22 protein-coding genes are annotated in these 22,892 nt (G+C 57.4%); 12 read left to right on the top strand and 10 right to left on the bottom strand.

The annotated features are described in order from the left end of the window. Positions 1 to 99: 99 nt before the first annotated feature. Complete coding sequence (locus tag ABWH92_RS06685) at positions 100 to 957, bottom strand: ABC transporter substrate-binding protein (protein WP_375573280.1); 858 nt, start codon at positions 955 to 957, stop codon at positions 100 to 102. A 62-nt stretch (positions 958 to 1,019) separates the two neighbouring features. Next, a complete protein-coding gene (locus ABWH92_RS06680) occupies positions 1,020 to 2,360 on the bottom strand; it encodes a M20/M25/M40 family metallo-hydrolase (RefSeq protein ID WP_375573278.1) in 1,341 nt (446 codons plus the stop codon). Between the two features lie 200 nt (positions 2,361 to 2,560). Here ABWH92_RS06680 and ABWH92_RS06675 point away from each other — a divergent pair, with 200 nt between their 5' ends. The 3 genes from ABWH92_RS06675 to ABWH92_RS06665 all read left to right on the top strand — a co-directional run bounded on the left by ABWH92_RS06675 (position 2,561) and on the right by ABWH92_RS06665 (position 4,973). Beyond that, positions 2,561 to 3,259: a GntR family transcriptional regulator gene (locus ABWH92_RS06675; RefSeq protein WP_375573276.1), complete on the top strand. Its 699-nt coding sequence runs from the start codon at positions 2,561 to 2,563 to the stop codon at positions 3,257 to 3,259. Between the two features lie 93 nt (positions 3,260 to 3,352). Then, on the top strand, positions 3,353 to 3,706 hold the full coding sequence (locus tag ABWH92_RS06670; RefSeq protein WP_375573274.1) for a MarR family winged helix-turn-helix transcriptional regulator: 354 nt from the start codon (positions 3,353 to 3,355) through the stop codon (positions 3,704 to 3,706). Between the two features lie 352 nt (positions 3,707 to 4,058). Beyond that, complete coding sequence (locus ABWH92_RS06665) at positions 4,059 to 4,973, top strand: LysR family transcriptional regulator (RefSeq protein WP_375573272.1); 915 nt, start codon at positions 4,059 to 4,061, stop codon at positions 4,971 to 4,973. On the opposite strand, the gene ABWH92_RS06660 is transcribed toward ABWH92_RS06665, so the two are convergent. Next, a complete protein-coding gene (locus ABWH92_RS06660) occupies positions 4,946 to 5,917 on the bottom strand; it encodes an alpha/beta fold hydrolase (protein WP_375573270.1) in 972 nt (323 codons plus the stop codon). The two genes, ABWH92_RS06665 and ABWH92_RS06660, sit on opposite strands and share 28 nt — an antisense overlap. A gap of 145 nt (positions 5,918 to 6,062) precedes the next feature. On the opposite strand from ABWH92_RS06660, the gene ABWH92_RS06655 reads away from it, so the two are divergent. The 8 genes from ABWH92_RS06655 to ABWH92_RS06620 all read left to right on the top strand — a co-directional run bounded on the left by ABWH92_RS06655 (position 6,063) and on the right by ABWH92_RS06620 (position 15,897). Beyond that, positions 6,063 to 7,028, top strand: a complete 966-nt coding sequence (locus tag ABWH92_RS06655; RefSeq protein ID WP_375573268.1) for a tripartite tricarboxylate transporter substrate binding protein — start codon at positions 6,063 to 6,065, stop codon at positions 7,026 to 7,028. 63 nt (positions 7,029 to 7,091) lie between these two features. Further along, entirely contained in the window at positions 7,092 to 8,591 is a 1,500-nt protein-coding gene (locus tag ABWH92_RS06650) for a tripartite tricarboxylate transporter permease (protein WP_375573266.1), read from the top strand. Continuing rightward, positions 8,584 to 9,042: a tripartite tricarboxylate transporter TctB family protein gene (locus ABWH92_RS06645; protein WP_375573264.1), complete on the top strand. Its 459-nt coding sequence runs from the start codon at positions 8,584 to 8,586 to the stop codon at positions 9,040 to 9,042. Before ABWH92_RS06650 ends, ABWH92_RS06645 begins: the two co-directional genes overlap by 8 nt. Beyond that, positions 9,039 to 10,457, top strand: coding sequence for a 3-isopropylmalate dehydratase large subunit (gene leuC / locus ABWH92_RS06640; RefSeq protein ID WP_375573262.1), 1,419 nt, complete (start codon positions 9,039 to 9,041; stop codon positions 10,455 to 10,457). Before ABWH92_RS06645 ends, leuC begins: the two co-directional genes overlap by 4 nt. Next, a complete protein-coding gene (gene leuD, locus ABWH92_RS06635; RefSeq protein WP_375573261.1) occupies positions 10,454 to 11,062 on the top strand; it encodes a 3-isopropylmalate dehydratase small subunit in 609 nt (202 codons plus the stop codon). Before leuC ends, leuD begins: the two co-directional genes overlap by 4 nt. Positions 11,063 to 11,589: 527 nt before the next feature. After that, positions 11,590 to 12,297 carry an ABC transporter ATP-binding protein gene (locus ABWH92_RS06630; RefSeq protein ID WP_375573259.1) on the top strand — a complete coding sequence of 236 codons (708 nt, stop codon included), beginning with the start codon at positions 11,590 to 11,592 and terminating at the stop codon, positions 12,295 to 12,297. Continuing rightward, the gene (locus ABWH92_RS06625) at positions 12,294 to 14,657 is read left to right on the top strand and encodes an ABC transporter permease (RefSeq protein ID WP_375573257.1); all 2,364 of its coding nucleotides are present in this window, start codon (positions 12,294 to 12,296) and stop codon (positions 14,655 to 14,657) included. Before ABWH92_RS06630 ends, ABWH92_RS06625 begins: the two co-directional genes overlap by 4 nt. 4 nt (positions 14,658 to 14,661) lie before the next feature. Beyond that, a complete protein-coding gene (locus ABWH92_RS06620; protein ID WP_375573255.1) occupies positions 14,662 to 15,897 on the top strand; it encodes an efflux RND transporter periplasmic adaptor subunit in 1,236 nt (411 codons plus the stop codon). An 842-nt stretch (positions 15,898 to 16,739) separates the two neighbouring features. Here the strand turns inward: ABWH92_RS06620 and ABWH92_RS06615 are convergent. The 3 genes from ABWH92_RS06615 to ABWH92_RS06605 all read right to left on the bottom strand — a co-directional run bounded on the left by ABWH92_RS06615 (position 16,740) and on the right by ABWH92_RS06605 (position 18,087). Continuing rightward, positions 16,740 to 17,201 (bottom strand): cupin domain-containing protein, encoded by a 462-nt coding sequence (locus ABWH92_RS06615; protein ID WP_375573253.1) that lies wholly within the window; start codon positions 17,199 to 17,201, stop codon positions 16,740 to 16,742. A 69-nt stretch (positions 17,202 to 17,270) separates the two neighbouring features. Then, the gene (locus ABWH92_RS06610) at positions 17,271 to 17,570 is read right to left on the bottom strand and encodes a DUF6958 family protein (RefSeq protein ID WP_375573252.1); all 300 of its coding nucleotides are present in this window, start codon (positions 17,568 to 17,570) and stop codon (positions 17,271 to 17,273) included. Next, positions 17,563 to 18,087, bottom strand: coding sequence for a DUF6151 family protein (locus ABWH92_RS06605; RefSeq protein ID WP_375573250.1), 525 nt, complete (start codon positions 18,085 to 18,087; stop codon positions 17,563 to 17,565). The genes ABWH92_RS06610 and ABWH92_RS06605 overlap by 8 nt, the downstream gene beginning before the upstream one ends. 99 nt (positions 18,088 to 18,186) lie before the next feature. On the opposite strand from ABWH92_RS06605, the gene ABWH92_RS06600 reads away from it, so the two are divergent. Beyond that, complete coding sequence (locus tag ABWH92_RS06600; protein ID WP_375573248.1) at positions 18,187 to 18,819, top strand: TetR/AcrR family transcriptional regulator; 633 nt, start codon at positions 18,187 to 18,189, stop codon at positions 18,817 to 18,819. A gap of 48 nt (positions 18,820 to 18,867) precedes the next feature. On the opposite strand, the gene ABWH92_RS06595 is transcribed toward ABWH92_RS06600, so the two are convergent. The 4 genes from ABWH92_RS06595 to ABWH92_RS06580 form a co-directional block, all read right to left on the bottom strand. Next, the gene (locus tag ABWH92_RS06595; RefSeq protein WP_375573246.1) at positions 18,868 to 19,440 is read right to left on the bottom strand and encodes a winged helix-turn-helix transcriptional regulator; all 573 of its coding nucleotides are present in this window, start codon (positions 19,438 to 19,440) and stop codon (positions 18,868 to 18,870) included. A gap of 546 nt (positions 19,441 to 19,986) precedes the next feature. After that, positions 19,987 to 21,063 carry a tartrate dehydrogenase gene (locus ABWH92_RS06590; protein ID WP_375573244.1) on the bottom strand — a complete coding sequence of 359 codons (1,077 nt, stop codon included), beginning with the start codon at positions 21,061 to 21,063 and terminating at the stop codon, positions 19,987 to 19,989. A 3-nt stretch (positions 21,064 to 21,066) separates the two neighbouring features. Beyond that, complete coding sequence (locus ABWH92_RS06585) at positions 21,067 to 21,996, bottom strand: calcium/sodium antiporter (protein WP_375573242.1); 930 nt, start codon at positions 21,994 to 21,996, stop codon at positions 21,067 to 21,069. Between the two features lie 6 nt (positions 21,997 to 22,002). After that, positions 22,003 to 22,884: an NAD(P)-dependent oxidoreductase gene (locus ABWH92_RS06580; RefSeq protein ID WP_375573240.1), complete on the bottom strand. Its 882-nt coding sequence runs from the start codon at positions 22,882 to 22,884 to the stop codon at positions 22,003 to 22,005. Between the last annotated feature and the right edge of the window lie 8 nt (positions 22,885 to 22,892).

Genomic DNA, 22,892 nt, shown 5'->3' with positions numbered 1-22,892 from the left:
GTGCTCCGGCCAGATGATGTGCGTTGATCAGACAGCGATCCGGCGCAACTTGATGTTTGCCGCGCCGAACGTCGCGATTTGGGGAACAGCCGTGATCAATCAGCCTTCAGGCGCATGCAGCACTTCAAAATCGCCAGTCCACTGGTCCCAAGCTTCCATCTTGGTGGCGCCATACTGTTCCATGATCTGGTCGTATGTGCCGTCTTCCATCATGTCGGCGAGTACATCGCGTACGGCGTTGGCTAGCACCTCATTGCTCGCATCAAAGCCGAATGAGCTTGGAAGACCCGGGTTGAGGGCATTGGCACCTACGTCGAACTGACCACGTTGGGCATAGTATGTTGCCGTTGCATCTGGACCAAAGACAGCGCGCACCTGACCGGCGCCGAGTGCCGCAAACGCTTCAGCAAATGTATTAAACGCTTGAATGTCCATGCTCTCCATGCCGTCGGCAACTTGAGCATCATTAATCTCGCGGATGAGATTATCGGCGAATCCTGCAATTTCTGTCGCAACTGGCTGACCTGCCAGTTCTTCATAGCCGGTGACACCCAACGGATTGCCAGATTCAACAACAATTGCCAGCGCGTTCACCACATATGGGACCATCTGCATGATCTGCGAGCGCTCCTCGGTGTAGTACATGCCGGTGTTGACCATGTCCCAACGGCCATTGGCCAATCCAGGGATCTGCACCTCAAAGCCGACATTCATGTAGACGGGTTCTAAGCACAGGCGGCTAGCGATCTCATTGCCAAGATCTGGATGCATACCTTGCAGATTACCATCGCTGTCGATGAACTGGCGTGGCGGAATGGTAGCGTTGATGGACATCGTCAGCTTTCCCTCTTCAATAACGGGTAAGTCTGCCGGACATTCTTGAGCCATCGTGGTAGATGCGCCAAGTGAAACGGTAGCGATAACAGTTGCGCTGAGAAGATGATTAAAAGTGCTCATTGATGTATCCCTCTGTTCAATGATTGCCCCGGATTTTCCGGTTTGCGGATAAGAACGTGCCATTACCCAGACACAGCACGTGATGAGCCACACCAACCGAGAATGACGGCAGCCGTCACATCGATGGTGCGGAAATAGTCATCCAGATCGATCCACTCGTCGGTCAGGCCATTTTGGCTAAGGTCGCCACACAGGCCGCCAAGCCCTACCGTGGGAATGCCTTTCTGCACGGGAGGATTGCGGATATCGCTGGAGGTGTGCATGGGATTCACGTGCGGTTCAGCACCAGTGACCGCTAACACAGCATGCGCTGCAACTTGATAGAAAGGGTGATCGGGTGGACACTCTGCACCGGTCACACCAGAAACCCATTCAAGGGTGGGCTGATTGTCGCGCAGCCATGCGTCCTGAGAGGCGCAAAGCGCGATGCATTGCTCAATCTCGGCTTGAACATCTGCCATCGCCTCGCCGGGAGGAAAGGACACCGCGCCGCCAATCACACACATGTCGTTGACGCGCCCAAAACGCCCATCCTCGCCACACTTGAGGTTCGAAATCATAAGGTTGGTAGAACGACCGACAGCAGCATCCAGCGTTTCATTATGCACGCGTGCGGAACGCTCAACGTCAAGCGCCTTAAGGGCAGCGATAACCAGCATGGCTTTGTCGACCGGATTGATGGCCAAATGTGCGAAAGCTGTGTGTCCAGGCTCCGTTGTGTCAGGCAACTTACCTTCGACCGTTATGCGGAACTCCAGATGACCGGATGCAAAGGCTTTGATCTCGTTGAGACCAGCCCCCGATTCAGCCGGGTGCAGATAAAGCGATGCGTCGGCTGTCAATCCATCATGCAGAACGGCTGCAACACCGCGCGCATGACGCTTGCTCGGCACACTGGCCATAATGACATCGCCAAGCTCGATGCCTTGCGAGGCAGCTCGCTCTATTGCCAGTGTAGCTGCGGCGACGCCTGCCAAATCGTCGGCCACACCCCAGCCGTAGAAGCGTCCGTCCTTGACTGTCCCATCGAAGGGGTCAGTCTTCCAACTTTCCAGATCGGCCAAAGGCTCACTGTCGGGATGGGCGAAAAGCAGAAGCGAACGGTAGGCCGGATCACCTTTCAAGCGACCAACGACATTGGTGCGCTCACCCTGCGTCTGCGCCCGCCCGCCCGCAAACTCACCAACCACGGGCACCTTGGCAGGATCATACTCGGCAGCATCAACAACACAGCCAGCCCGCTCCAGATGCCGACGCACCAAAGACTGGACTTCCACTTCGCCAATCTTTTGCGCCGCAGTCAAAGCCTTCAAAAATACCAGGGCATCAGCTTGCCGTGGATCCATCAGTGCATCGCGCTCGCCATAAGATGATCCGGCCAAGCTGGACGTTTCTGAATGCACTGACTTCTCCTGATCAACCCGACAGTCGATTTGCGCGACCCATCAATTTTACGTACACTTATTGTATACAATTAGAATGCATCACACATTAAGCTCGAACACAAGAAAAAAGTTCTGTAAGAAAAAGCATCCGATCAAGCGATTCCCTCGCCGGACAAAAACAAGGCCAAACAGTGCCTTAGACCTGACTATGAAAGAGGATGATGGGCGCCACCGCACAAGAACGCACAAAGGGTGAGCAAGCTAAGGCGTCCGTTCCGCGGAGTTCCGCGCCTGCGCCTAACGCATCGACTCGGGCCTATTTGGCATTATCGAATATGATAAAAGATCGCGTGCTGAAGGGCGGGCAAAGCATCGTTGAGCAAAGACTTGCCGACGAGCTTGGCGTGTCGCGCACTCCGCTGCGCGAAGCGTTGCAACGACTGGAAGGCGAAGGCCTGGTGCACAAGCGTGCCAACCAACCCTACGTCGTGAGGCAGGTGGATCTGGCGGACTATCTGCAAAGCATGAACGTTCGCAAAATTCTTGAAGCCGAAGCTGCAGCTTTGGCTGCTGGCCACGTTCCAATAGACAAGCTTGAGGCGGCACGCCAGGCTGTGCTCGCCTTGGAAACCACCGAGCCATATGACGTTCATGCTCACTGGGCCTCTGATGAACAGGTGCACAGACTGTTCATAGATGCTTGTGGAAACCCCATCATGATGCGCATCCTGCACGAGCTGCGTACAACAACCAGGCTGTTTGAAGTAACGCGGTTGGCAGATCGCCTGGGGCCAGACTCGCGAGAACACTTGGCCATTTTGTACGCGATCCAAACAGGAGATGCCTCCGCCGCGCGTAAAGCAATGGCTGCCCATGCTCAGTCACTTACTGACTTTGCCATAAGGTTTGTGCGCTAAGGTCAAGACTTAGTCGCCATAGTCAGCTTGACAATCCACAAGAGGGTCACCTCCTCAGCAATCGACAAACTCGACGCAGAAGCCGCTGCAAAGGTGAAGGTGAGTAAGAATGATCTGCGCTGTTTGAATCTCCTCACTGAGCAACCTGCCAAGCCGGGGTACATTGGTGCCGAACTTGGCCTAACCAGTGGCTCGGTTACCGCCTTGCTGGATCGATTGGAGAAAGCTGGACTGGCTAAACGGGTCCGCGATCCGCATGATCGGCGCAGCGTGATTATCCATCCAACGGACCATTTGTTTGAGGCTCTCGGACCGCTTTATGCCGGTGTTGCAAAGAGCATCGCCGAGATAGGGACAAGCTACCCGCCCAGGGAGCTTGCATTGGCTGTTAAGCACCTATCGGACGCTTGTACGGCATACGAGAAAGCTGTGAAGGACAGCTATTGATCGCACCCAGCTCAACGTTCCTGAGACAACCAGAATGCGGGCATCTAGCGGCTCTCGGGCCACAAGTTTGCGCGCTTTTGGAGATTACCGCTAAGCGGACCATTCCATCAAGATCGAAGTGGCGGTATGGACGAACGCGGCGGGGGGGATTTCAAGCGCGGCCAACGGCGTTGTATTGGACATGCCGGTAATTGAGCAGTTTCCTTTGAGAATGGAGGCTTCGGCAGATTTTTGACTGACGATCATTTGGCGGGGCCTTCATCCACAGCGTCATAAGAGTTGTGACTGCGTCGGCGGTAGACTGAACAAGCCTATTTCATATTCCGTTCGTCAGAGTACAAAGTCTGTCTTCATGGACCTACGCCAACTGAAATCCTTCATCGCGGTCGCGGAGGAGCTGCATTTTCGCCGTGCGGCTGAACGGCTCGGTATGGCTCAGACGGCCCTCTCGTCCCAGGTGCGCGGCTTAGAAGAAGAGCTTGGATTCCCTTTGCTCTTCCGCACGACCCGTCATGTCAGCCTGACCCAGGCAGGCGCGGTGTTTCTTGATGAAGCCCGCGCTGTGATTGAACGGCTGAACACAGGCGTGGAGCAGGCGAGCATTGCAGCATCGGAAGGCCTCAATCGCTTGCGCTTGGGTGGGATAGACGCCGCGTTGGTTTGGTTCTTGCCGCCAGTGATGGACCGGTTCCGCAAGCGTTTTCCGGACATTCGCTTGCCACTCACAGAAGTCTCAGCCTCCAAGCAGCAGGTTCAGGAACTGCTCAGCCACCGGATTGATGTGGCCTTCTTTCGCCCGCCCACCGCGCTTGAAGGCGTAGCCTGGGAGACGCTGTTTGAGGAGGATGTCTTTGTTGCTCTTCCCGCTTCCTCGCCGCTTGCAAAACGCAGCTCGCTTTCCGCGCAGGATTTAAAAGACACCAAGCTGATCACCTATGCGCGCCACGCCCGTCCCTTGCTGTCGGCCATGGTGCTGCAAAGTTTTGAGGCTGCTAATGTCCAACCGGACATTGAGTTGGAAGTCTTGGAAAAATCGACACTACTGGCTCTGGTTGCGCATGGCGTGGGTGCGGGCCTGGTTCCGCAATGGACAACGCAAACGCCGGTCGAGGGCGCGACATTCCGGCGCTATGATAGCGCCATTGAGCCCCTAAAATTTGGCGTTGCTTGGCGTCAAAGCGATGACGGTGAAACCTTGCGTGCGTTTCTCGATCTTACCCGCCAAGAGGCGGAGCGGATTCAAGCACGTTTTGCCGCTTCCAACTGAGGCGCTTGCTCCGCGCCAGCCTCGACGATCTGTTTGAAAAAGGGCTGCCACTCGGCAAGCACCGCCCCAGGACACTCTTCAGCTAGATAGTGACCCCCCGGCAGACTGCGCCCGCGAACATCACTGGCCCGTTTGCGCCAAAGAGACAGGCAATTGAAATGCGCTTCGATGGCCCCCTTGTCGCCCCAGAGTGCCAGAACGGGCATCGGTAGAGGCATAGGGTCGGCGTCGTCATGCGCGATATCGATGCCATAGGCGGCACGATAATCCTCGCAGCTTGCATGGATCACTGCCGGATCACGAAACGCCGCCAGATATTCATCAAGCGCTTGCCGATCGAAGGGGAGCGCGCCCGCCGAACCAGAACAACATTTTTTGCACCAGTAGTAGTCAGGATTTGCGCCGATCATCCGTTCGGGCATCGGGCTTGGTTGGATCAACCAATACCAATGCCAATAGGCTGCAGCAAAGGCAGATGTCGCCTCAGCATACATCTCGCGCGTTGGCGCAATGTCGAGCGTTGCAAGGCCCAAAACCTTGTCCGGATGGTCGGCAGCAAGACGGTGGGCAACGCGCGCACCGCGATCATGGGCGCCGATCAAAAAACGCTCATGACCAAGAGCATCCATCGCACCGACCAGATCCGTCGCCACAGCGCGTTTTGAGTAGGCATTGTGATGCGCATCGCTGATCGGTTTGGCTGAGCGTCCATAACCGCGCAAATCGGCGCAAACCACCGTGTAGCGTTCAGCCAAAACCGGGGCGATTTTGTGCCACATCGCCGAGGTTTGCGGGTAGCCGTGCAACAGCAGGATCGCCGGTCCATTGCCGCCAATACGGACAAAAACCTCCGATCCATCAATCGACAGGAGCTTTTCGTCGAACCCGTCAAAGAAGGTCTCGGCGTAAGGCGCATCGCTTAGGATGCGAACAGGGTCAATCATGGCGCTGGGTCCTGTTACGGTCATCTCACCGGTCATCTCACACGCGCGCCGCGGCCATTTATATCAAAAAATTACATAATAATTTCCGCTCAATCTCTCCGCCTCGGTGCCCTTAGCCTTGCAAGGAAACAACGGGAGGAAAACCATGAAACTCACACGTCGATCCTTTGCGCAAAGCCTCTTGGCTGGTAGCGCTGTCACGCTGGCTGCCCCCGGCCTTCTGCGCGCCCAGTCTTTTCCATCGCGCCCTCTAACCTACGTCATTCCCTTCAATCCCGGCGGCGAAAGCGATGTTACCGCGCGGTTCCAGCAGCCGTTCATGGAGGAGATCACCGGGCAAAGCGTCGTCATCAGTTCACGTCCCGGCGCAGGCGGGGCAACGGCCTGGGCGCAGCTTAATGGTCTGGAGGCAGACGGCCACACAATCATGAACACGATCGTACCGCACACCATCCTGCAGCCAGCCTTGCGCGATGTTGGCTATCAGATCAATGAGATCAACAATGTCTACTTCTTCCACTACACGCCGGACGCCGTGATCGTGAGGGCTGACAGCCCTTATCAATCGCTGCAGGATCTGATTGATTTCGCAGCGGCCAACCCTGGCGCTTTGACCCTTGGCGGTTCAGGCACCAACACGGCCAACCATCTGGCGGCCACCATCTTCGGCCAGCTCACCGACAGCCGCGTCACCTATGTTCCTTTTGGCGGATCGGCGCCTGCCATGGCAGCGGTGCTGGGCGGCCAGATTGGTGGCGGCATGAGCTACACCACCCAAAGCATCAATGCCGGTGATCAGGTGCGCACCCTTGCCGTGGCCACCGAAGAGCGGGTTGCAGCAATGCCGGACGTTCCAACGTTTAAGGAGCTGGGCATCGACCATGTTGGCGGTGCCTATCGTGGCGTAGCGGTTCCTGCTGGAACGCCGGAGGACATCAAGCAGCGCCTGTCCGACATCATTGGCGAAATCAACGCCACCCCCGCGTTCCAACAGCAAATGACCGAGGCCGGTTATGTGCTGGCGGATATCCCCCTCGCAGACGTCCCTGCCTTCCTCGAAGAGCGCAAAACCGCCTACGCATCAGCCATCGAGCTTTTGCGCGGCGCCTAGCGTCTCTGCCTTGCGCCTGGCGGCTGACGATCTCGCCAGGCGCACTCTTTTTCCGGGGTTTTCATGCTCGAAGCTGTCCTGTCGGCGCTGACGCCGTTCAATCTTGTGCTGGCGTTCGTTGGCGTCGTGCTTGGCACTTTGATCGGTGCGCTGCCCGGCCTCTCCGCCACAATGGCCGTGGCGGTGCTTGTGCCGTTCACCTTCACTATGGACCCGGCCTCTGGGCTTATTGCGTTGGGTGCAGTTTACACGGGGGCCATTTACGGCGGCGCCTATGCCGCCATTCTGGTCAACACGCCCGGCACACCAGCCGCCATCGCCACGTCGCTCGATGGCTTCCCCATGGCCAAACGCGGTGATGGTGATCTGGCCGTCACCATCTCCTGTTTTGCGTCAGCCTTTGGCGGCATTGTCGGTGCGCTTGCGCTGCTGATTGTCGCCCCACCCTTGGCCACAATCGCGCTGAGCTTTGGACCGGTGGAATATTTCTGGCTTGCGATCTTCGGCCTGTCGCTGATCGCGGTCCTGTCACGCGGCGCGACACTGAAAGGCATCATAGGTGGGTTCATTGGCCTTGGCCTGTCCACGGTGGGGTCGGCCGTCATCGGAGGCGATGTGCGCTACACGTTTGGCGAACCAGCCTTGCTTGGCGGCATCCACATCATTCCGGCGCTCATTGGCATCTATTGCGTGCCGGTGCTTCTCAACATGGTGGGCAACAACGATCCGCATATTGAGCGCGCCGAACGTGGACGCGGTACACGCATCCCCGAAGCTCTGGGGCATTTGTGGCGCAGCAAAATCAACTTGATACGCTCGTCTGTTGTCGGCACCGTGGTCGGTATTCTTCCAGCAGCCGGTGGTGCGGTGGCAGGACTTGTCGCTTACTCAGAAGCGCGGCGCACATCCAAACACCGAAAAGACTTTGGCAAGGGGGCACCTGACGGGGTTATCGCTTCGGAATCCGCCAATTCAGCGACCGTCGGCGGTGGGTTCGTGCCGACGCTTGTGCTCGGCATTCCGGGCACACCGCCAGATGCGGTGATCTTGGGTGCGCTGCTCGTTCAGGGCATTCGCGTTGGACCTCAGCTCTTCACCGATCAAGCTGACTTGGTCTTCACCTTTGTCTTCGGATTGTTGATCGCCACGGTGCTGATGATCCCGACCGGCTTAATTATCGGCCGTTCCGCCTATCACGCGATCTCATCCATTCCGAAATCAGCGCTGGCGCCAGCCATTGGCGTTCTCATTGTCATCGGATCGTTCGCCGTTGAGCAAAACGTAATGCATGTGCTGATGATGGTCATTTTGGGTGGTTTCGCCTGGGTGGCGCTGCGCTATGGCTTCGAGCCGTCGCCCATCGTGCTTGGCCTCATTCTAGGCCCCATCGCGGAACAGGGGTTTGTTCAGGCCTGGCTTATCGGCTCAGCATCTGGTGATCTGTGGGGCCAGTATTTCGGCCGCCCGATCTCGCTGGCGATCATCTTTTTCACGCTTCTGACGCTGCTGTGGCCAATCTGGTCCGACCGCCGCGCTGCCCGCAAGGAGGCGCGCCATGTTTAGTACTGTGTCCGGTGGTGCGGCGCGACGATGGCTTCATCGCGACATGCTGCCGGCGCTCGTTCTGTTCGCGTTTGGGGCCTATGCGATGTGGGAGGCAACTTCCATGTCGGTTATGGGTCGTGTGTTCCCGACGCTGGCGAGTGTGGGGTTGCTGCTCGGCTCCCTCGCGCTGGCCGTCCGCGCGTTCCTCTGGCAACCCGCACCAGTCTTCGCAGTGGGGACTGTCGCTCGTCCCCTCTTGCTTCTTGCGGTCCTTCTTGGCTGGGCGCTGTTTCTCCCGGTGGTCGGCTTTGTCCCAGTTTCGATTGCCGGAGCGTTGCTCATAAGTCTTGTTGCCGAGCAAGAGCGGCGCACACGCCGAAGCCTGCTGACCCAAGCTGCCGCTCTCATCGCCCTTGTTGTGTTCATTGCCCTGGTCTTCGGCCAGGTCCTGAAGGTCAACCTGCCATGAATTCTGCTCCCCAAACGCGGCCTCTCACGCTTTACGAAAAGCTGGTGGCTCAAAACACGGTGCGACGGATCGACGATGAGACGATGCTGCTCTACGTCGATTTTCACATCATGAATGAGTATACGTCGCCGCAGGCCTTTGCTGGATTGCAGGCGGTAGGCCGCGAGGTCTGGCGCCCAGAAGCCCATCTCGCCGTCGTTGATCATGTCAATCCAACGCGCCCGGTCGCACGCGTGGAAGACATTGAAGATGATGGCGGACGTTTACAGATCCAAACGCTCAGCGCGAACTGCGAACGACACGGTATCGAACTGTTTGACTTGTTCGATCCGCGCCAAGGCATTGAGCACATCGTCGTGCCGGAAAACGGCATGGCCTGGCCAGGCATGGTGATTGCCTGCGGCGACAGCCACACAACGACCTACGGTGCGTTTGGCGCGCTTGGCTTCGGTATCGGAACGTCAGAGATAGAGCATGTGCTGGCCACCCAAACGCTTGCCTATGCAGTGCTGAAAACAATGCGCGTCACCGTCCCCGGCGCGCTTGGCCCAGGCTGTACGGCCAAAGACATCGTCATGGCCTTTATCGCTGAAGTCGGTGCTGCAGGCGCGTCGGGCTACGCCGTGGAGTTTGCTGGTGAGGCGATCACCGCGCTCGACATGGCCGGGCGGATGACGATTTGCAACATGGCAGTCGAGGCCGGAGCGCGGGCGGCATTGATCGCGCCTGACGAGCGTGTGTTCGCCTATCTTCAAGGCCGTGATCGAGCGCCAACTGATGATGCTTGGAACAATGCTCTGGGCTATTGGCGCACATTGAGGAGCGATGATGATGCAGCTTTTGCGCGCGAGGTTACGCTAGACGCCACCACCATTGCGCCGCTAGTCACCTGGGGAACGTCACCCGATCAGGCTCTGCCCATATCCGGTAGCGTCCCCACACCACAGTCACCGGTCGACGAGCGCGCCTTGGCCTATATGGGCCTTAACCCGGGCACGCCGCTGACGGACATTGCCATTGACCGGGCGTTCATTGGCTCGTGCACCAATGCACGCATTGAAGATCTCCGCCGCGCCGCAATCATCGTCAAAGGCCGAACGGTGGCTCCGCATGTCACTGCCATCGTTGTGCCTGGATCCAAACAGGTGCGTGCCGCCGCCGAGGCGGAGGGTCTCGACAGCCTGTTCCTTGAAGCGGGATTTGAATGGCGCGGATCGGGCTGTTCCATGTGCCTTGCCATGAACGATGACGTTGCCGCGAATGGCGAACGCTGTGCCAGCTCGACCAACCGCAACTTCGAAGGCCGGCAAGGCAAGGGCGCTCGTACACACCTGATGAGCCCGGAGATGGTCGCCGCCGCCGCTGTTACCGGCCATCTGACGGACGCTCGAAAGTTTGATCGGAGCGCGCCATGACCCCGTTCACCAAACTCACCGCCATTGCTGCACCTCTGCCACAGCCCAACATCGACACCGATGTGATCATGCCCAAGCAGTTCCTGAAAAGGATCGACCGCGAGGGGCTCGCCGAGGGGGCTTTTCACGATCTGCGCTTCGCCGATGGGAAGCCAAACCCCGAGTTTGTTCTCAACCAGCCGCCTTATGACCGCGCAGAAATTCTCGTTTGTGGTGATAATTTTGGCTGCGGCTCAAGCCGTGAATACGCCGTTTGGGGCCTGATGCAGCTTGGCATCCGCGCCATCATAGCCCCCTCGATTGCTGGCATCTTCTTCGGTAATTGCGAGATGAATGGCCTTTTGGCGATCACGCTTCCTGAGGATCACGTTTCAGTTTTGATGGGGCGTGTCACCAACCCAGACAGAGCGACGCTCACTATCGATCTACCAAACCAGACCATTGATGCCCCAAGCCTTGATCCAATCACCTTCGACGTCGGCGAGGCGCGGAAACGCAACCTGATTGCTGGTGTTGATCATGTGGGCCAAACGCTTGGATGGGCCGGTGAGATCAAAGCTTTTGAATCCCAGCAGTACAAAGCGCGAAACTGGCTTTGGAACTAGTGAGCCCCGAAGTTCAGATGGTTGATTGGATAAAAGGGGTTCATGTAGAATGGCAGCAGACCCGTGGCTTTCGAGAACCCGCTACCGACTGTAGAAAGCAGTAGTTCGGTTTTTCGATGCGGCGCTGCAATTGTATGGGCATCCGCCTTTGCGGTCGCAAGTCCGTCTGAGTCATCTTGGATGTCTGATACCAGCTGTTTTTTTGGGATAGCAATCCTTTGCAGCGTCCTGAGTATACGCAGCTACCAGCGATGGGAATGCTGATTTCCAATTTGGAACAAGCTCAACTAGGCCCCCGAGATCGCCAATTGGCTATGTTCAGCCCGATTGTGTTCAAACGCGCAATTCGTCAGGTTTCTTAGATAAGGATAAGGGCGGACTTATATTGCCTAACGCAATATCCAATTATTCACAGACCCTTTCACGCGGAAACAAGCGAGTTCTCTAAAGCATGCGCGCAAACCAGGTAAGCGCCTGATGGAAAAGGATAAGGCGCAAAACCGGGTCTCGATATCGGGAGACCTCATTTGAACCAACCGACCTACGCGACGAGCGGTCTGACCAAGGTTTACGGAGAAGGCCACTCTGCGGTGCATGCCCTTAGGGGTGTCGATCTGGAGATTCCATCCGGCGATATCGTGGTCTTGTTGGGACCTTCAGGTTCGGGCAAGTCCACGCTCCTCAACATTGTTGGTGGGCTGGATCGCGGCACAGATGGAGTTGTGACGTTTCGCGACCAAACGCTAAGCGACATGAGCGAAGCTGAGCTTACCCGCTACCGGCGCAATCACGTTGGATTTGTTTTCCAGTTCTACAATCTGATGCCCAGCCTCACGGCGCGCGAGAACGTTGAGTTGGTGACGGAGATCGCTGCTGACCCGATGGATGCAGATGAAGCGCTGGCGCTGGTCGGCCTGAAAGAGCGCACCGATCATTTCCCAGCTCAACTATCAGGTGGTGAACAGCAGCGCGTTGCCATTGCACGTGCCATAGCCAAGCAGCCTGACGTTCTTTTCTGTGACGAGCCGACAGGCGCGCTCGACAGCGAAACGGGACGCTCAGTGCTCAGGGTTTTGTCGGATGTGAACGAGCGACTTGGCTCGACGGTCCTCATGGTCACGCATGCGGCCAGCCAGGCACAGATGGCAGACCGAGTTATCCATTTCGCCGATGGGGCCATCCGCGAGATCGTTGAAAACACAAAGAAACTCTCGCCGGAGGAAATCGCCTGGTGAGCCCGCTCGATCACAAGCTGCTTCGAGATCTTTGGCGCATGAAGGGGCAGGCCATCGCCATTGGCGCGGTGATTGCAATGGGTGTCCTCATGTTGGTGATGATGACTGGACTTGTCGCCTCTCTCACCGAAACACGGGATGCCTATTACGACCGTTATCGGCTAGCCGATGTGTTTGCGCCTGTTGCGCGGGCGCCTGAACGGCTTGCGGCGCAATTGGCTGAGATACCAAGCGTTTCTTCGGTCCAAACTCGTGTTGTCGGACGCGCACTTATCGATTTGCCAACCCAAGTGCTGCCCGTGCAGGCACAAGCGGTTTCATTGCCCGACCGCGGTCCGCCTGCCTTAAACGATGTCTTTTTGACGGACGGTCGGATGCCAGCATCAGGGCGCGCCGATGAAGTGCTCCTGCTGAACAGCTTCGCCGCCGAGCATGAGCTTCGTCCTGGCGATACGCTCCGTGCGACGATGAACGGGTCGCGCCGTAGCTTTGACATTGTCGGTCTGGCGCAGAGTCCTGAATTTCTGTACACCACCGCACCGGGTGAACTTGTGCCAGACGATGCCCGTTTCGGTGTGATTTGGATGGTGCGGTCCGGACTTGCGGCAGCCTATGACATGGAAGGCGCCTTCAATGAGGTGCTCCTGGGCCTGGCGCGTGGTTCCTCGGAAGAGGCTTTGCTTGACGCTGTCGATCGCGCCCTTGAAAGCTATGGCGGCACGGGTGCCTATGGTTTAGCGGACCAGCTTTCCAACGCGTTCGTTACCCAAGAGATCGAAGGCCTCGAAGCTTCCACGGTAGGCGTGCCCCCCATTTTTCTCGCTGTAGCTGCTTTCCTGCTCTACATCGTGATCAGCCGCGTGGTGCAGGCTGAACGCGAAGAAATTGGTCTTATGAAAGCGTTCGGCTACACCGACATCGAGGTGGGCACACACTATTTCAAGCTGATCCTTGCGATTGCCGCAGGGGGCGCCTTGGCGGGATGCTTAGGTGGAATTGCTGCTGGACGAGGATTGATCGGGCTTTACACCGAGTACTTCAAGTTTCCTTTTCTCGTTTTTCAGCTTGACCCAGCCTCTTTTGCGATTGGGATTACGGTCAGCATTCTGTCTGCCTCAGCGGGCGGTATTTTTGTGCTGCGCCGTGTTTTCGCGCTAACACCTGCGGTGGCGATGCGTGCACCAGCACCGCCCAACTTCAGCCGAACAGGGCGCATCGGGCAGAGTTTCAGCCAGCTTCTCGACCAGCCCAGCCGAATGGTGCTGCGCCGCCTGACGCGCCAGCCGGGGAGAATGGCAGGCTCCATCATTGGAATTGCCTCGGGGATGGCGCTCTCTGCTGCTATGCTCACCATCTACGCAGGCTTTGACCGGTCGATCGACCAAACCTTTTCAATCGTGGATCGTAGCGATGTGATGGTCAGTTTCACTCATGCGGTCAGCGATAAGACTCTGTTTGAGCTGGTTAGATTGCCAGGTGTTGAGCGCGCGGAGCCGGTGCGCAACGTTAGTGTTGTTCTACGCAATGGCCTTGAAAGCCATAGAGGTGGGCTGATCGGCTTGCCGCCAGCGCCTGAGCTCAACCGTGCGCTCGACGACACATTGGCCCCCATCGAGCTGCCCGATCGGGGCGTGGTTCTGTCCGACGTTCTGGCGGAAATTTTGGACATCAGTCCGGGCGATACGCTGATCGCGGAGGTTCGCGAGGGGCGACAACCGCGTTTGGAAATCCCAGTCGCTGCGACAGCGCAGACTCTTCTTGGTTCCCCCGCTTACATGAGTCTGGACGCGCTCAATCGTGCTATGAGAGAGCCAGGCCGCATATCGGGCGCGTATCTAACGATTGACGAAGCTGAAGCCGAGGCAATCTATGCCGCACTTCAGGATATGCCGACGGTCGCAGGACTGAGCGTTAAGTCTCAGGCGCGTGACGCGTTCTTGCGGATGCTAAACGAAGGTGCTGGCGCGATCCGCTACGCGATGGGCGTCATCGCTTTCGTCATTACCTTTGGCATCGTCTACAACGCCGCGCGTATTGCATTGGCCGAGCGAGCCCGTGATCTGGCCAGCTTGCGTGTGATTGGTTTCACCAAAGGCGAGGCGGCGTTCGTGCTTTTGGGCGAATTGGCGGTCGTCACGTTGGTCGCACTGCCTGTAGGTGCCGGACTGGGGTATTACCTGTCGTTCGTCATTGCCGCGGGCTTTTCGACTGAACTTTATCAAATTCCAGCTGTTTTTGACCCAACCACCTACGGCCAGGCCATGCTCGTCGTTCTTGGCGCTGCTCTAGTATCTGGTTGGCTGGTCAAACGCGACCTCGATCGTTCCGATCTTATCGAAGCGTTGAAGACACGAGACTAAATTCATGGCGAAAGCAAAAAAACGATCCCGCCGGATCCTAACAACCATCGTTGCGCTGCTGATTGCGGGCGCCTTGACCGCAGCCTTTTGGCCCCGCCCAACGATGGTTGATTTGGGCGAGGTAACCCGTGGGCCGATGATGGTCACTATTGACGAAGAAGGCCGTACCCGCGTTGCTGAGGCCTACATTGTCTCGACGCCTGTCGCTGGACGTTTGCAGCGCGTACAGGTCGACCCTGGTGACCCGGTTGTGCGGGGCGAAACTGTCGTTGCGCTGATGCTACCGACCAACCCAGCCGCGCTCGACGTGCGCACGCGCGAACAAGCGCAGGCGGCCGTGCAAGCGGCGGAGGCTGCACTTCGCGTGGCAAGGGCCGACCGTAACGCAGCGATTGCCAACCGCGACCTTGCCCAGGCCGAATTGTCTCGCGGGGAGCAGCTGGCGGTTCAGCAGATCGTCAGCCAGGCTGCTCTGGACCGTGCCCGGCAAAACCTGCGCGTGTCCGAAGCGTCTGTGGAAACAGCAGTGGCCGCCATCGCGGTCCGCGAAGCCGACCTTGCCAATGCGCGTGCGCAATTGATCGGGTTTGAAGACCAGGGCCTTGCTACGGCGATCGGAAACCCGCGCAGCGATGATATCCCGCTCTATGCCCCAGCTGACGGGCGCATTCTTCGGATTATGCAACAAAGCGAAACGACCCTACCGGCAGGTGCACCGATCATGGAGATCGGCGATGTTGAAGGCGAGCTTGAGGTGGTTGTTGACCTGATCTCATCAGATGCGGTGCAGGTCGAGACTGGCAACCAGGTGATCATTGATGATTGGGGTGGGCCGTCAGTGCTGGCCGGTGAAGTGCGCCGCATCGACCCCTTTGGCATCACGCAGTTTTCAGCCCTCGGTGTGGAAGAACAGCGCGTTCCCGTCACCGTGGCACTTACAGGTCCGCCAGAGGACCGGCGCGCCCTTGGTCATGGCTACCGTGTGGAAGCACGCATTGTGGTTTGGCAGGACGATGAAGCGTTACGCGTTCCTTCCAGCGCCTTGTTTCGCACTGGGGATGATTGGTCAGTTTTCGTGGCAGAAAATGGCAGGGCTGAACTGCGCACGATCCAAATAGATCGCAACAACGGGATCATCGCGGAGGTGCTCGATGGCCTGGCACCAGAGGATCAGGTGGTTCTCTATCCATCGGCCGCTATTGCAGATGGTGTTTCAATCGCGGAACGGGCGGTGGAGTAGATAGTTCTAGGCCCAAACGCCGGCCACTTCCCTGTTGGCAGGCGAAACTCCACGCGAATGGGTGAGCTAGAGGATAGAACCAATCGGCTGGAGGAGAATTGGCTCTCAGGTCAACATGGTCATCTTGGGCTCGAAGCGGACACGCTTCACAGAGCCGAACGATATTTGGGCTGTTTGGACTACGAGCTATAGCTATCGTGAGATACTTCTATTAAGTCCGCTTCGGCGTTAGAAGCAGACATCCATGTACGGGAAGAAGTCGCTCAACCTGAAAAAAGACGTTGCTACAAAAAAACGCAAATGTGGTCCGTTGCAATCCATCGATTGAAACACGACGGCACACGGGCGACACTTCAAAATGAGGTCACTTGGCTTGGTTGCGGGTAATTTGAACCTGCAAAGCCAAGTTATTGATTTAATTGAAGTATGATTTCGGGAAAGATCAGCGACCTAGCTAATACACTGATTTATATAGGTTATTTTGGTTGAAATGGTTGCGGCGGCACGCAACCAACGATATCAGCAGTTTCTTTTTCAGACAGCGGCTTGAACTAAGCATTGGCTCACAAGATTGCCCGCGGTACCGTATTGGCTGCAATGTTGAAACCACCTAGTCCACTGATCAACGTCCAAAAATGACGGATGCTCTCGGCTGCATAGCCGCCACGAACAGTCGACGCCAATAGCCGTTTGGAGCCCATCGTGTACGATGCTGCTGTTTACCTCGGTGGCTGCTTCGCTTGCTGGTGTGGAACGACCAAGGCCATGTATACATGCAGGCGTTGGGACGCCCGTCAAGCCCCTGAAAAATCTCCGAAAATCCAGCCAATGACAACCAGCGATTACACTGATCCATACGTTGTTCCGTCCTTGCGGACGAAACGCCCATCCGCGTTCGAACTCGTCATGTCCACGTCGGAACAGGTGGTCAGGTCTTCCGGCTGGCGCGAGCCGAACTCGAGGTAGGTGGCAATCGTATCGCTTCGGTTGATGAGGTGATGTCCGATGCCAGTGCCCTTCGGAAATGCAGCGCAATCACCGGCCTGAAGAACCGTTTCGCCATCATCCTCGATCAAAATGACCTCACCCTCAATCATGTAGACAAATTCATCTTCGTGGGAGTGCCAGTGTCGTTGGCTCGACCAATTGCCCGGTGGCAGCCTGGTGAGGTTGGCCCCGAAATCGGTCAGGCCGCCCGCATCGCCCAATCTCTGGCGCAGGCGATCCTTCGATACGTCCTGAAACTCGGGCGGGTACCCTGTGCCCTTCTGCACAGGCACCGTGGCGATATCGATCTTCGGCATAAAAGGCCTCCTGGATAGGACGCGCAAGCTTGAGCATTCGTCGCGGTTCAGAGAACGGCCATTGTTTTGCTACAGGCGATAGAGCCTCACAGGGCTGCCATCGGCGCGGGCTATCACCTCTTTGGCTTCCAGATCGAGTTGGACCGCTTTTAACCACCAACCTGCCTTCGCACCACCAGGAAAGAGGTTCTCGTCCAGGTGCGGCAGCAGGGCTTCCTTCGCCTCGGCAACTTTCAGGCCCGGCGGCGCGTCTGGCAAGACTGGCAGGAGCGCGTCGCGCATGGCTTCATACTTCGCCCGGTCGATGCGTTCTGTTCGGCCTGGCGTGTTCGGGTTTTCCACCTCAATCTTGTCAGTGCTTTTAGACATGAAGTTCTCCATTGTCTTCGACTTTGGGATTCCGGAACCCCATCTTGGCCCAAGCTCCGAACAGCCGTCCGTAGAATCCCAGAGAATGGGTTTTCAAATTTGGCACATCGTTTGGCAGATCATCGCGCGTTCCAACCATTGTGCGCATTTCCAACGCAGGCCTCTCATTTGCAGGCCACAGGGCGCCGTAAACACTGAGCCAGTGTCCGCCCTTCAGTTCCATGAAGATTGGTGTGTTACAGCAAGCGGCAATAATCCTCCGAGTGCCAGCCTCCTCAGATAGTCGATACGATTTCAACTTATCCTGACCCGCCAAGATCCTCACATGATCTTTGCGATGCATGACAAAGGGCGTCGCCCCTTTTTCATCCTGGATGGACACAGCACCCGGCAAAGCTTCAAGGGTTTGTGCCGCCGCCTCACAACTTCCACACAGACATTCGACCGCCGCGATTGGCGGCCCGTCGACAGTCAATTGGACTTCGCAGCAACGGCAAGCGAGTGGGGTAGCGGCCATAAGTTTCGCCTCCTGACTTTCATTGATTAGACTGGACCGTCTAGTTTGATCAGTCAAGCGAAACGTGTATGATGTGATTGAGTATGGGGAACCGGTGTAGTGACGAACGGGGCGGAAACGAGGGTCAGGCAAAGTCGCGCAAAGATACTCGCGGCTGCCGAAGATGTATTTCTTCGCCACGGGTTTCTGGGGGCGAACATGGACGCCGTGGCTGATGTCGCGGGTGTGTCGAAGCAGACTGTCTATGCACACGGCAAATCGAAAGAGGCCCTGTTCATTCAAGTGGTTGAAAGCATGACGGGCGACGCGGCAGAAGACATCGGCGAAGACGAAGAGGACGACTTCGCCGGAGTCACGGCGGGACAGTTCTTTCTCGATGCGGGCACCCAACAGCTGCTTGTTGTGATGACGCCCCGATTGATGCGACTGCGGCGTTTAGTGATCGGTGAAGTTGAACGTTTTCCTGAATTAGGACACTCACTTTACGAAAACGGAGTGAAGCGCTCAGTGGCACGGTATGCGCGTGCGGTGGAACACTTCGACCGCATCGGAGAGCTGCGCTGCGATGATCATGCGGCTGCTGCCAACCATTTCAATTGGCTTCTGATGGGTGCGCCCACGAATTCGGCGATGTTCCTTGGGGACGCAGGCATCCCGTCAAACAACGCGCTTGAGGCCCATGCCCAGGAGAGTGTAAGGATATTTCTCGCGGCCTTTCGAAGCGCTTCTTGAGCCCAAAAATGTCATTGGTGGGCAACCGTTGTTCGTCTGCGCCAATGCTCAACCCGCATCCGTTTTGCGTGCGTGCTGAAGAACGTACCGCCCCCTGGGCGACAACCGATATCCGACCGACAAGCTCTCCGTCAGCCCTCTCTCTTTCAACTTCCTGACATGGGTTTTGAAAGGCTCTTTGGCCAATCCGAGTTCATCAGCAAGCTCCTGCGCGCGCCTTTCTGGATACCGCTCAATGAGTTCAAGTGCCTTCATTGACAAACCGCTAACGCCGATCCCTTTGTCGATATGATCCAATCTGTGAATCAACGCCAAACACTGCTCAGCAGACAAATCTACATCGTCACGCAGGGCAATCCTGCTATCCGCACCAGAGAACTGCAACGTGATCCTGTAAAACGTTCGGTCCGATTGCCGAGCAAGGTCTTTTTTTAGCCCTTCCAAAGACTGGTAGCCCGCACGTTTGGCATCATTTTCGGTCAAGCTCTCGAAACGGACGACGCTGATGTCCACAATCGACAGTTCGCCAACAGCGGTGCGCAATCGACCGCCGGTCTTCACTGTGGGGCGTTTCCACCAGCGAAAGGCAAGATCGACGTCACCCGCTACAATTCTGTTCAATATGCCTCGTCTGATAAGCATAGGACGACATTAGCTGAACGCTCCTCTCTAACCAACTGGAGCTACCGTTCGATGATGTCTAAAAAGCGGTCGTCTAGCCCCCGCTAGGTGAACGGTCGATTTGTCCGCAGAGCTGACGTTGGTCATCTCCGGTTTGCCGCCAGCTGCCGACACCGCTGCACCCAACGGAAAGCGTCAGTTTGGGAAACCATCGGCCGTTGCTGACCTTGGAAATCCAATGTCAGCGGGATGATGGCGCGACATCGTGGTCTGGATAGGATGTCATTGTGGGTTGGTTGCGGGTGATTTGAACCTGCCAAATTAAGTCATTGATTTAACTGAGGTGCGATTCTGAACAGGATCAGTCGCCCGGTTAAAATACTGATTTATAGAGGTTATTTTGAATGAGATGGTTGCGGGGGCTCGCAACCAACGATATCAGCAGCATTTGTCATCGGCGTTCGCCTAGGCACCTTGATAATGAACCGCTAGCTGAATCGTGACGCGCTTTGAACTGAAAGCATGGTGCGAAGTTCGCTAAGTTGATCATTGACCAATGGCAGCAATGATAGACTGCGCGCATGGGGCTGTGTCAGCGGTCCCGCCCAAATCACGCGTCCGGGTTACTGGGCTTTCAAGCGACACCTCGATCGCCCGTTCGAGCGTCTTGGCTGCCTCGACCTCTCCCAAATGCTCCAGCATCATAGCTGCTGTCCACACCGCTGCGACCGGGTTGGCGATCCCCTTGCCGGCAATATCTGGTGCCGACCCATGTACCGGCTCGAACATGGAAGGCGCGGTGCGATCTGGGTTGATGTTGGCCGCTGGCGCGATGCCGATGGAGCCTGCCACGGCTGGGCCGAGATCGCTTAAGATATCGCCGAAAAGATTGGAGCCCACGACCACGTCGAACCAATCGGGATGCAGGACAAAGTGCGCCGTCAGAATGTCGATGTGGTACTTGGACGTCGCAATCTCCGGGTGGCGCGTCGCCATGACTTCAAACCGCTCATCCCAAAATGGCATGGAGTGCATGATGCCATTGGACTTGGTCGCCGATGTCACATGGCCGCGATAACCGGACGCCTTGCGCTCCGATGCGATCTGAAAGGCATACTCCATGATGCGGTCGGTCCCGCGTCGGGTAAAAACCGCTTCTTGAATGGCCATTTCCTGATCGGTGCCATGGTAGAGACGCCCACCGATCTCGGAATACTCGCCCTCGACATTCTCGCGAACAACGATGAAGTCGATCTCCTCCGGGGTGCGCCCGGCAAGCGGCGACTGCACGCCTTTGAGCAGACGAACCGGACGTACATTCGCCCAGAGGTTGAGTTGCCGGCGCAAGGGAATAAGCAAACCCCACAGGGACACATGATCGGGCACGCCTGGCCAACCCACCGCGCCGAGATAGATCGCATCGTGGTTACGCACCTGATCCACGCCATCGTCCGGCATCATCTGGCCCGTTTCAGCATAACGCTGGCACGACCAGTCGAATTCGGTCCAGCTCAGGGTGAATCCATGCTTAGCGGCAGCCGCTTCGGCAGCACGCTGACCGACGGGAATGACCTCTTGGCCAATCCCGTCGCCGGGTATGGTCGCAATGGAATAACCGGTCATGCCTTAGCTCCCAAAAAGACCAAACTGAAAGGCGACGTAGGCGCCATAGGCGGCGAGCATCGCACCACCCTCACGCCTGTCGAGCCGCCAACCGGTGCGCAGCAAGAGCAGCGTCACCACGGTTGCCAGCACCATCAGCCAAAGATCGAGATGCAAAATCTCATCTGGCACCGGGATCGGCTTGATCAAAGCAGCAACACCGATCACGCCCAAGAGATTGAAAAGATTGGACCCCAGCACCCCGCCCAAAATCACCTCCGGATGCCCCCGGCGCACGGCGGCCAGCGTGGTGGCCAGCTCCGGCAGGGAGGTGCCCACCGCGACCAATGTCAGACCGATCACCGTTTCGCCAACGCCCCAGGTTCGTGCCAAGGAGACGCCACCGCGCACCAGGCAGTCCGACCCGATTATCAAGGCGAGCAGACCACCAAAAGCGGCAAGAAGCGCAAGCCACGGACCGACATTCAATGCATCATCATCAGCCTCGACACCGCCATCCTTAAGGACACAAACCAGGAAATAGCCAGCCAACAAACCGACAAACAAAACCCCGATCCATGGCGTGATCAGGCCCGTGCTTGTTCCAGCTACGAAGACAGCCGTACCGGCCAACATCGCCATGCCGTCGCGCGTGAGGGTGGCCGGTGCGGTGGACAGCGGTTTTAGCGCGGCGCCCACACCAAGGATTAGGAGAAGATTGGCGATGTTGGAGCCGACAATGTTGCCCATACCGATGCCAGGCGCGTCGTCGATCTGCGCCTTGATCACGACAAAGAACTCCGGCAGGGATGTGCCAAGCGCCACCACCGTTAAACTGATTAGCAGGGTAGAAAGGCCCAGCCGCTTGGCCAGCGTCACCACCGCGCGCACCAGCACATCGGCGCCAAGGGTCAGAAGCACCAAACCGGCACTGACCAGAGTAAGGTCGATCAACAAACCTTAAAGCTCGCCGGCCATGGCGCGGTAGCGCTGGATGAGAGACGAGGTATCCCAGCGACCACCGCCCAGTGCCTGCACTTCGGCGTAAAGCTGATCGACCAGTGCCGTCATCGGCAAGGGCACACCCATCTGCTTGCCCTGTTCCAGGGCGATACCAAGGTCCTTGCGCATCCAGTCGACGGCAAAACCATGATCGAACGCATTGTCGATCATGGTGCCGGAGCGATTGACAAGCTGCCAAGAACCGCCCGCGCCTTGGCTGACCAGTTCGGCGACAGCTTTGGGATCGAGGCCGGCCTGTTTGGCAAACCAAAGCCCTTCGGCAATACCCTGCACGATGCCGACGATACAGATTTGATTGACCATCTTGGTGAGCTGCCCGGAGCCGACATCACCAAACCGGCGCATCGCTTTGGCGTAGGCTGCCATTACTGGTTCGCCTCTATCATAGTTGGCTTGCGATCCACCACACATGATTGCTAGCTGGCCGTTCTCCGCGCCGATCTGGCCGCCGGAGACCGGTGCATCCACCCAACCGATGCCTTTCTTGCTCGCGGCTTGCGCAAGCTCGCGTGTGACAATGGCCGACACCGTGGTGTGGTCGACGAACAGCGTGCCCTCGGTCATACCCGCAAGCGCGCCGTGGTCACCCAACACCACCGCGCGCAGATCGTCATCATTGCCAACGCAAGCGAACACGATCTCTGCACCATCCACCGTCTCGCGTGGGGTGGCGCCAAAGGCACTCTCATGTTGAGCAGCCCAATTCTCAGCTTTGACGGTTGTGCGGTTGTAGACCGTCACCTGATGGCCAGCCTTCACCAAATGCCCCGCCATCGGGGCGCCCATGACGCCCATGCCCAAAAACGCAAGCTTTGCCATCCATCTCT

The sequence above is a fragment of the Ahrensia marina genome (assembly GCF_042140245.1).
Lineage (GTDB): Bacteria > Pseudomonadota > Alphaproteobacteria > Rhizobiales > MH13 > MH13.
This window is presented reverse-complemented; position numbering and strand designations above follow the sequence as displayed.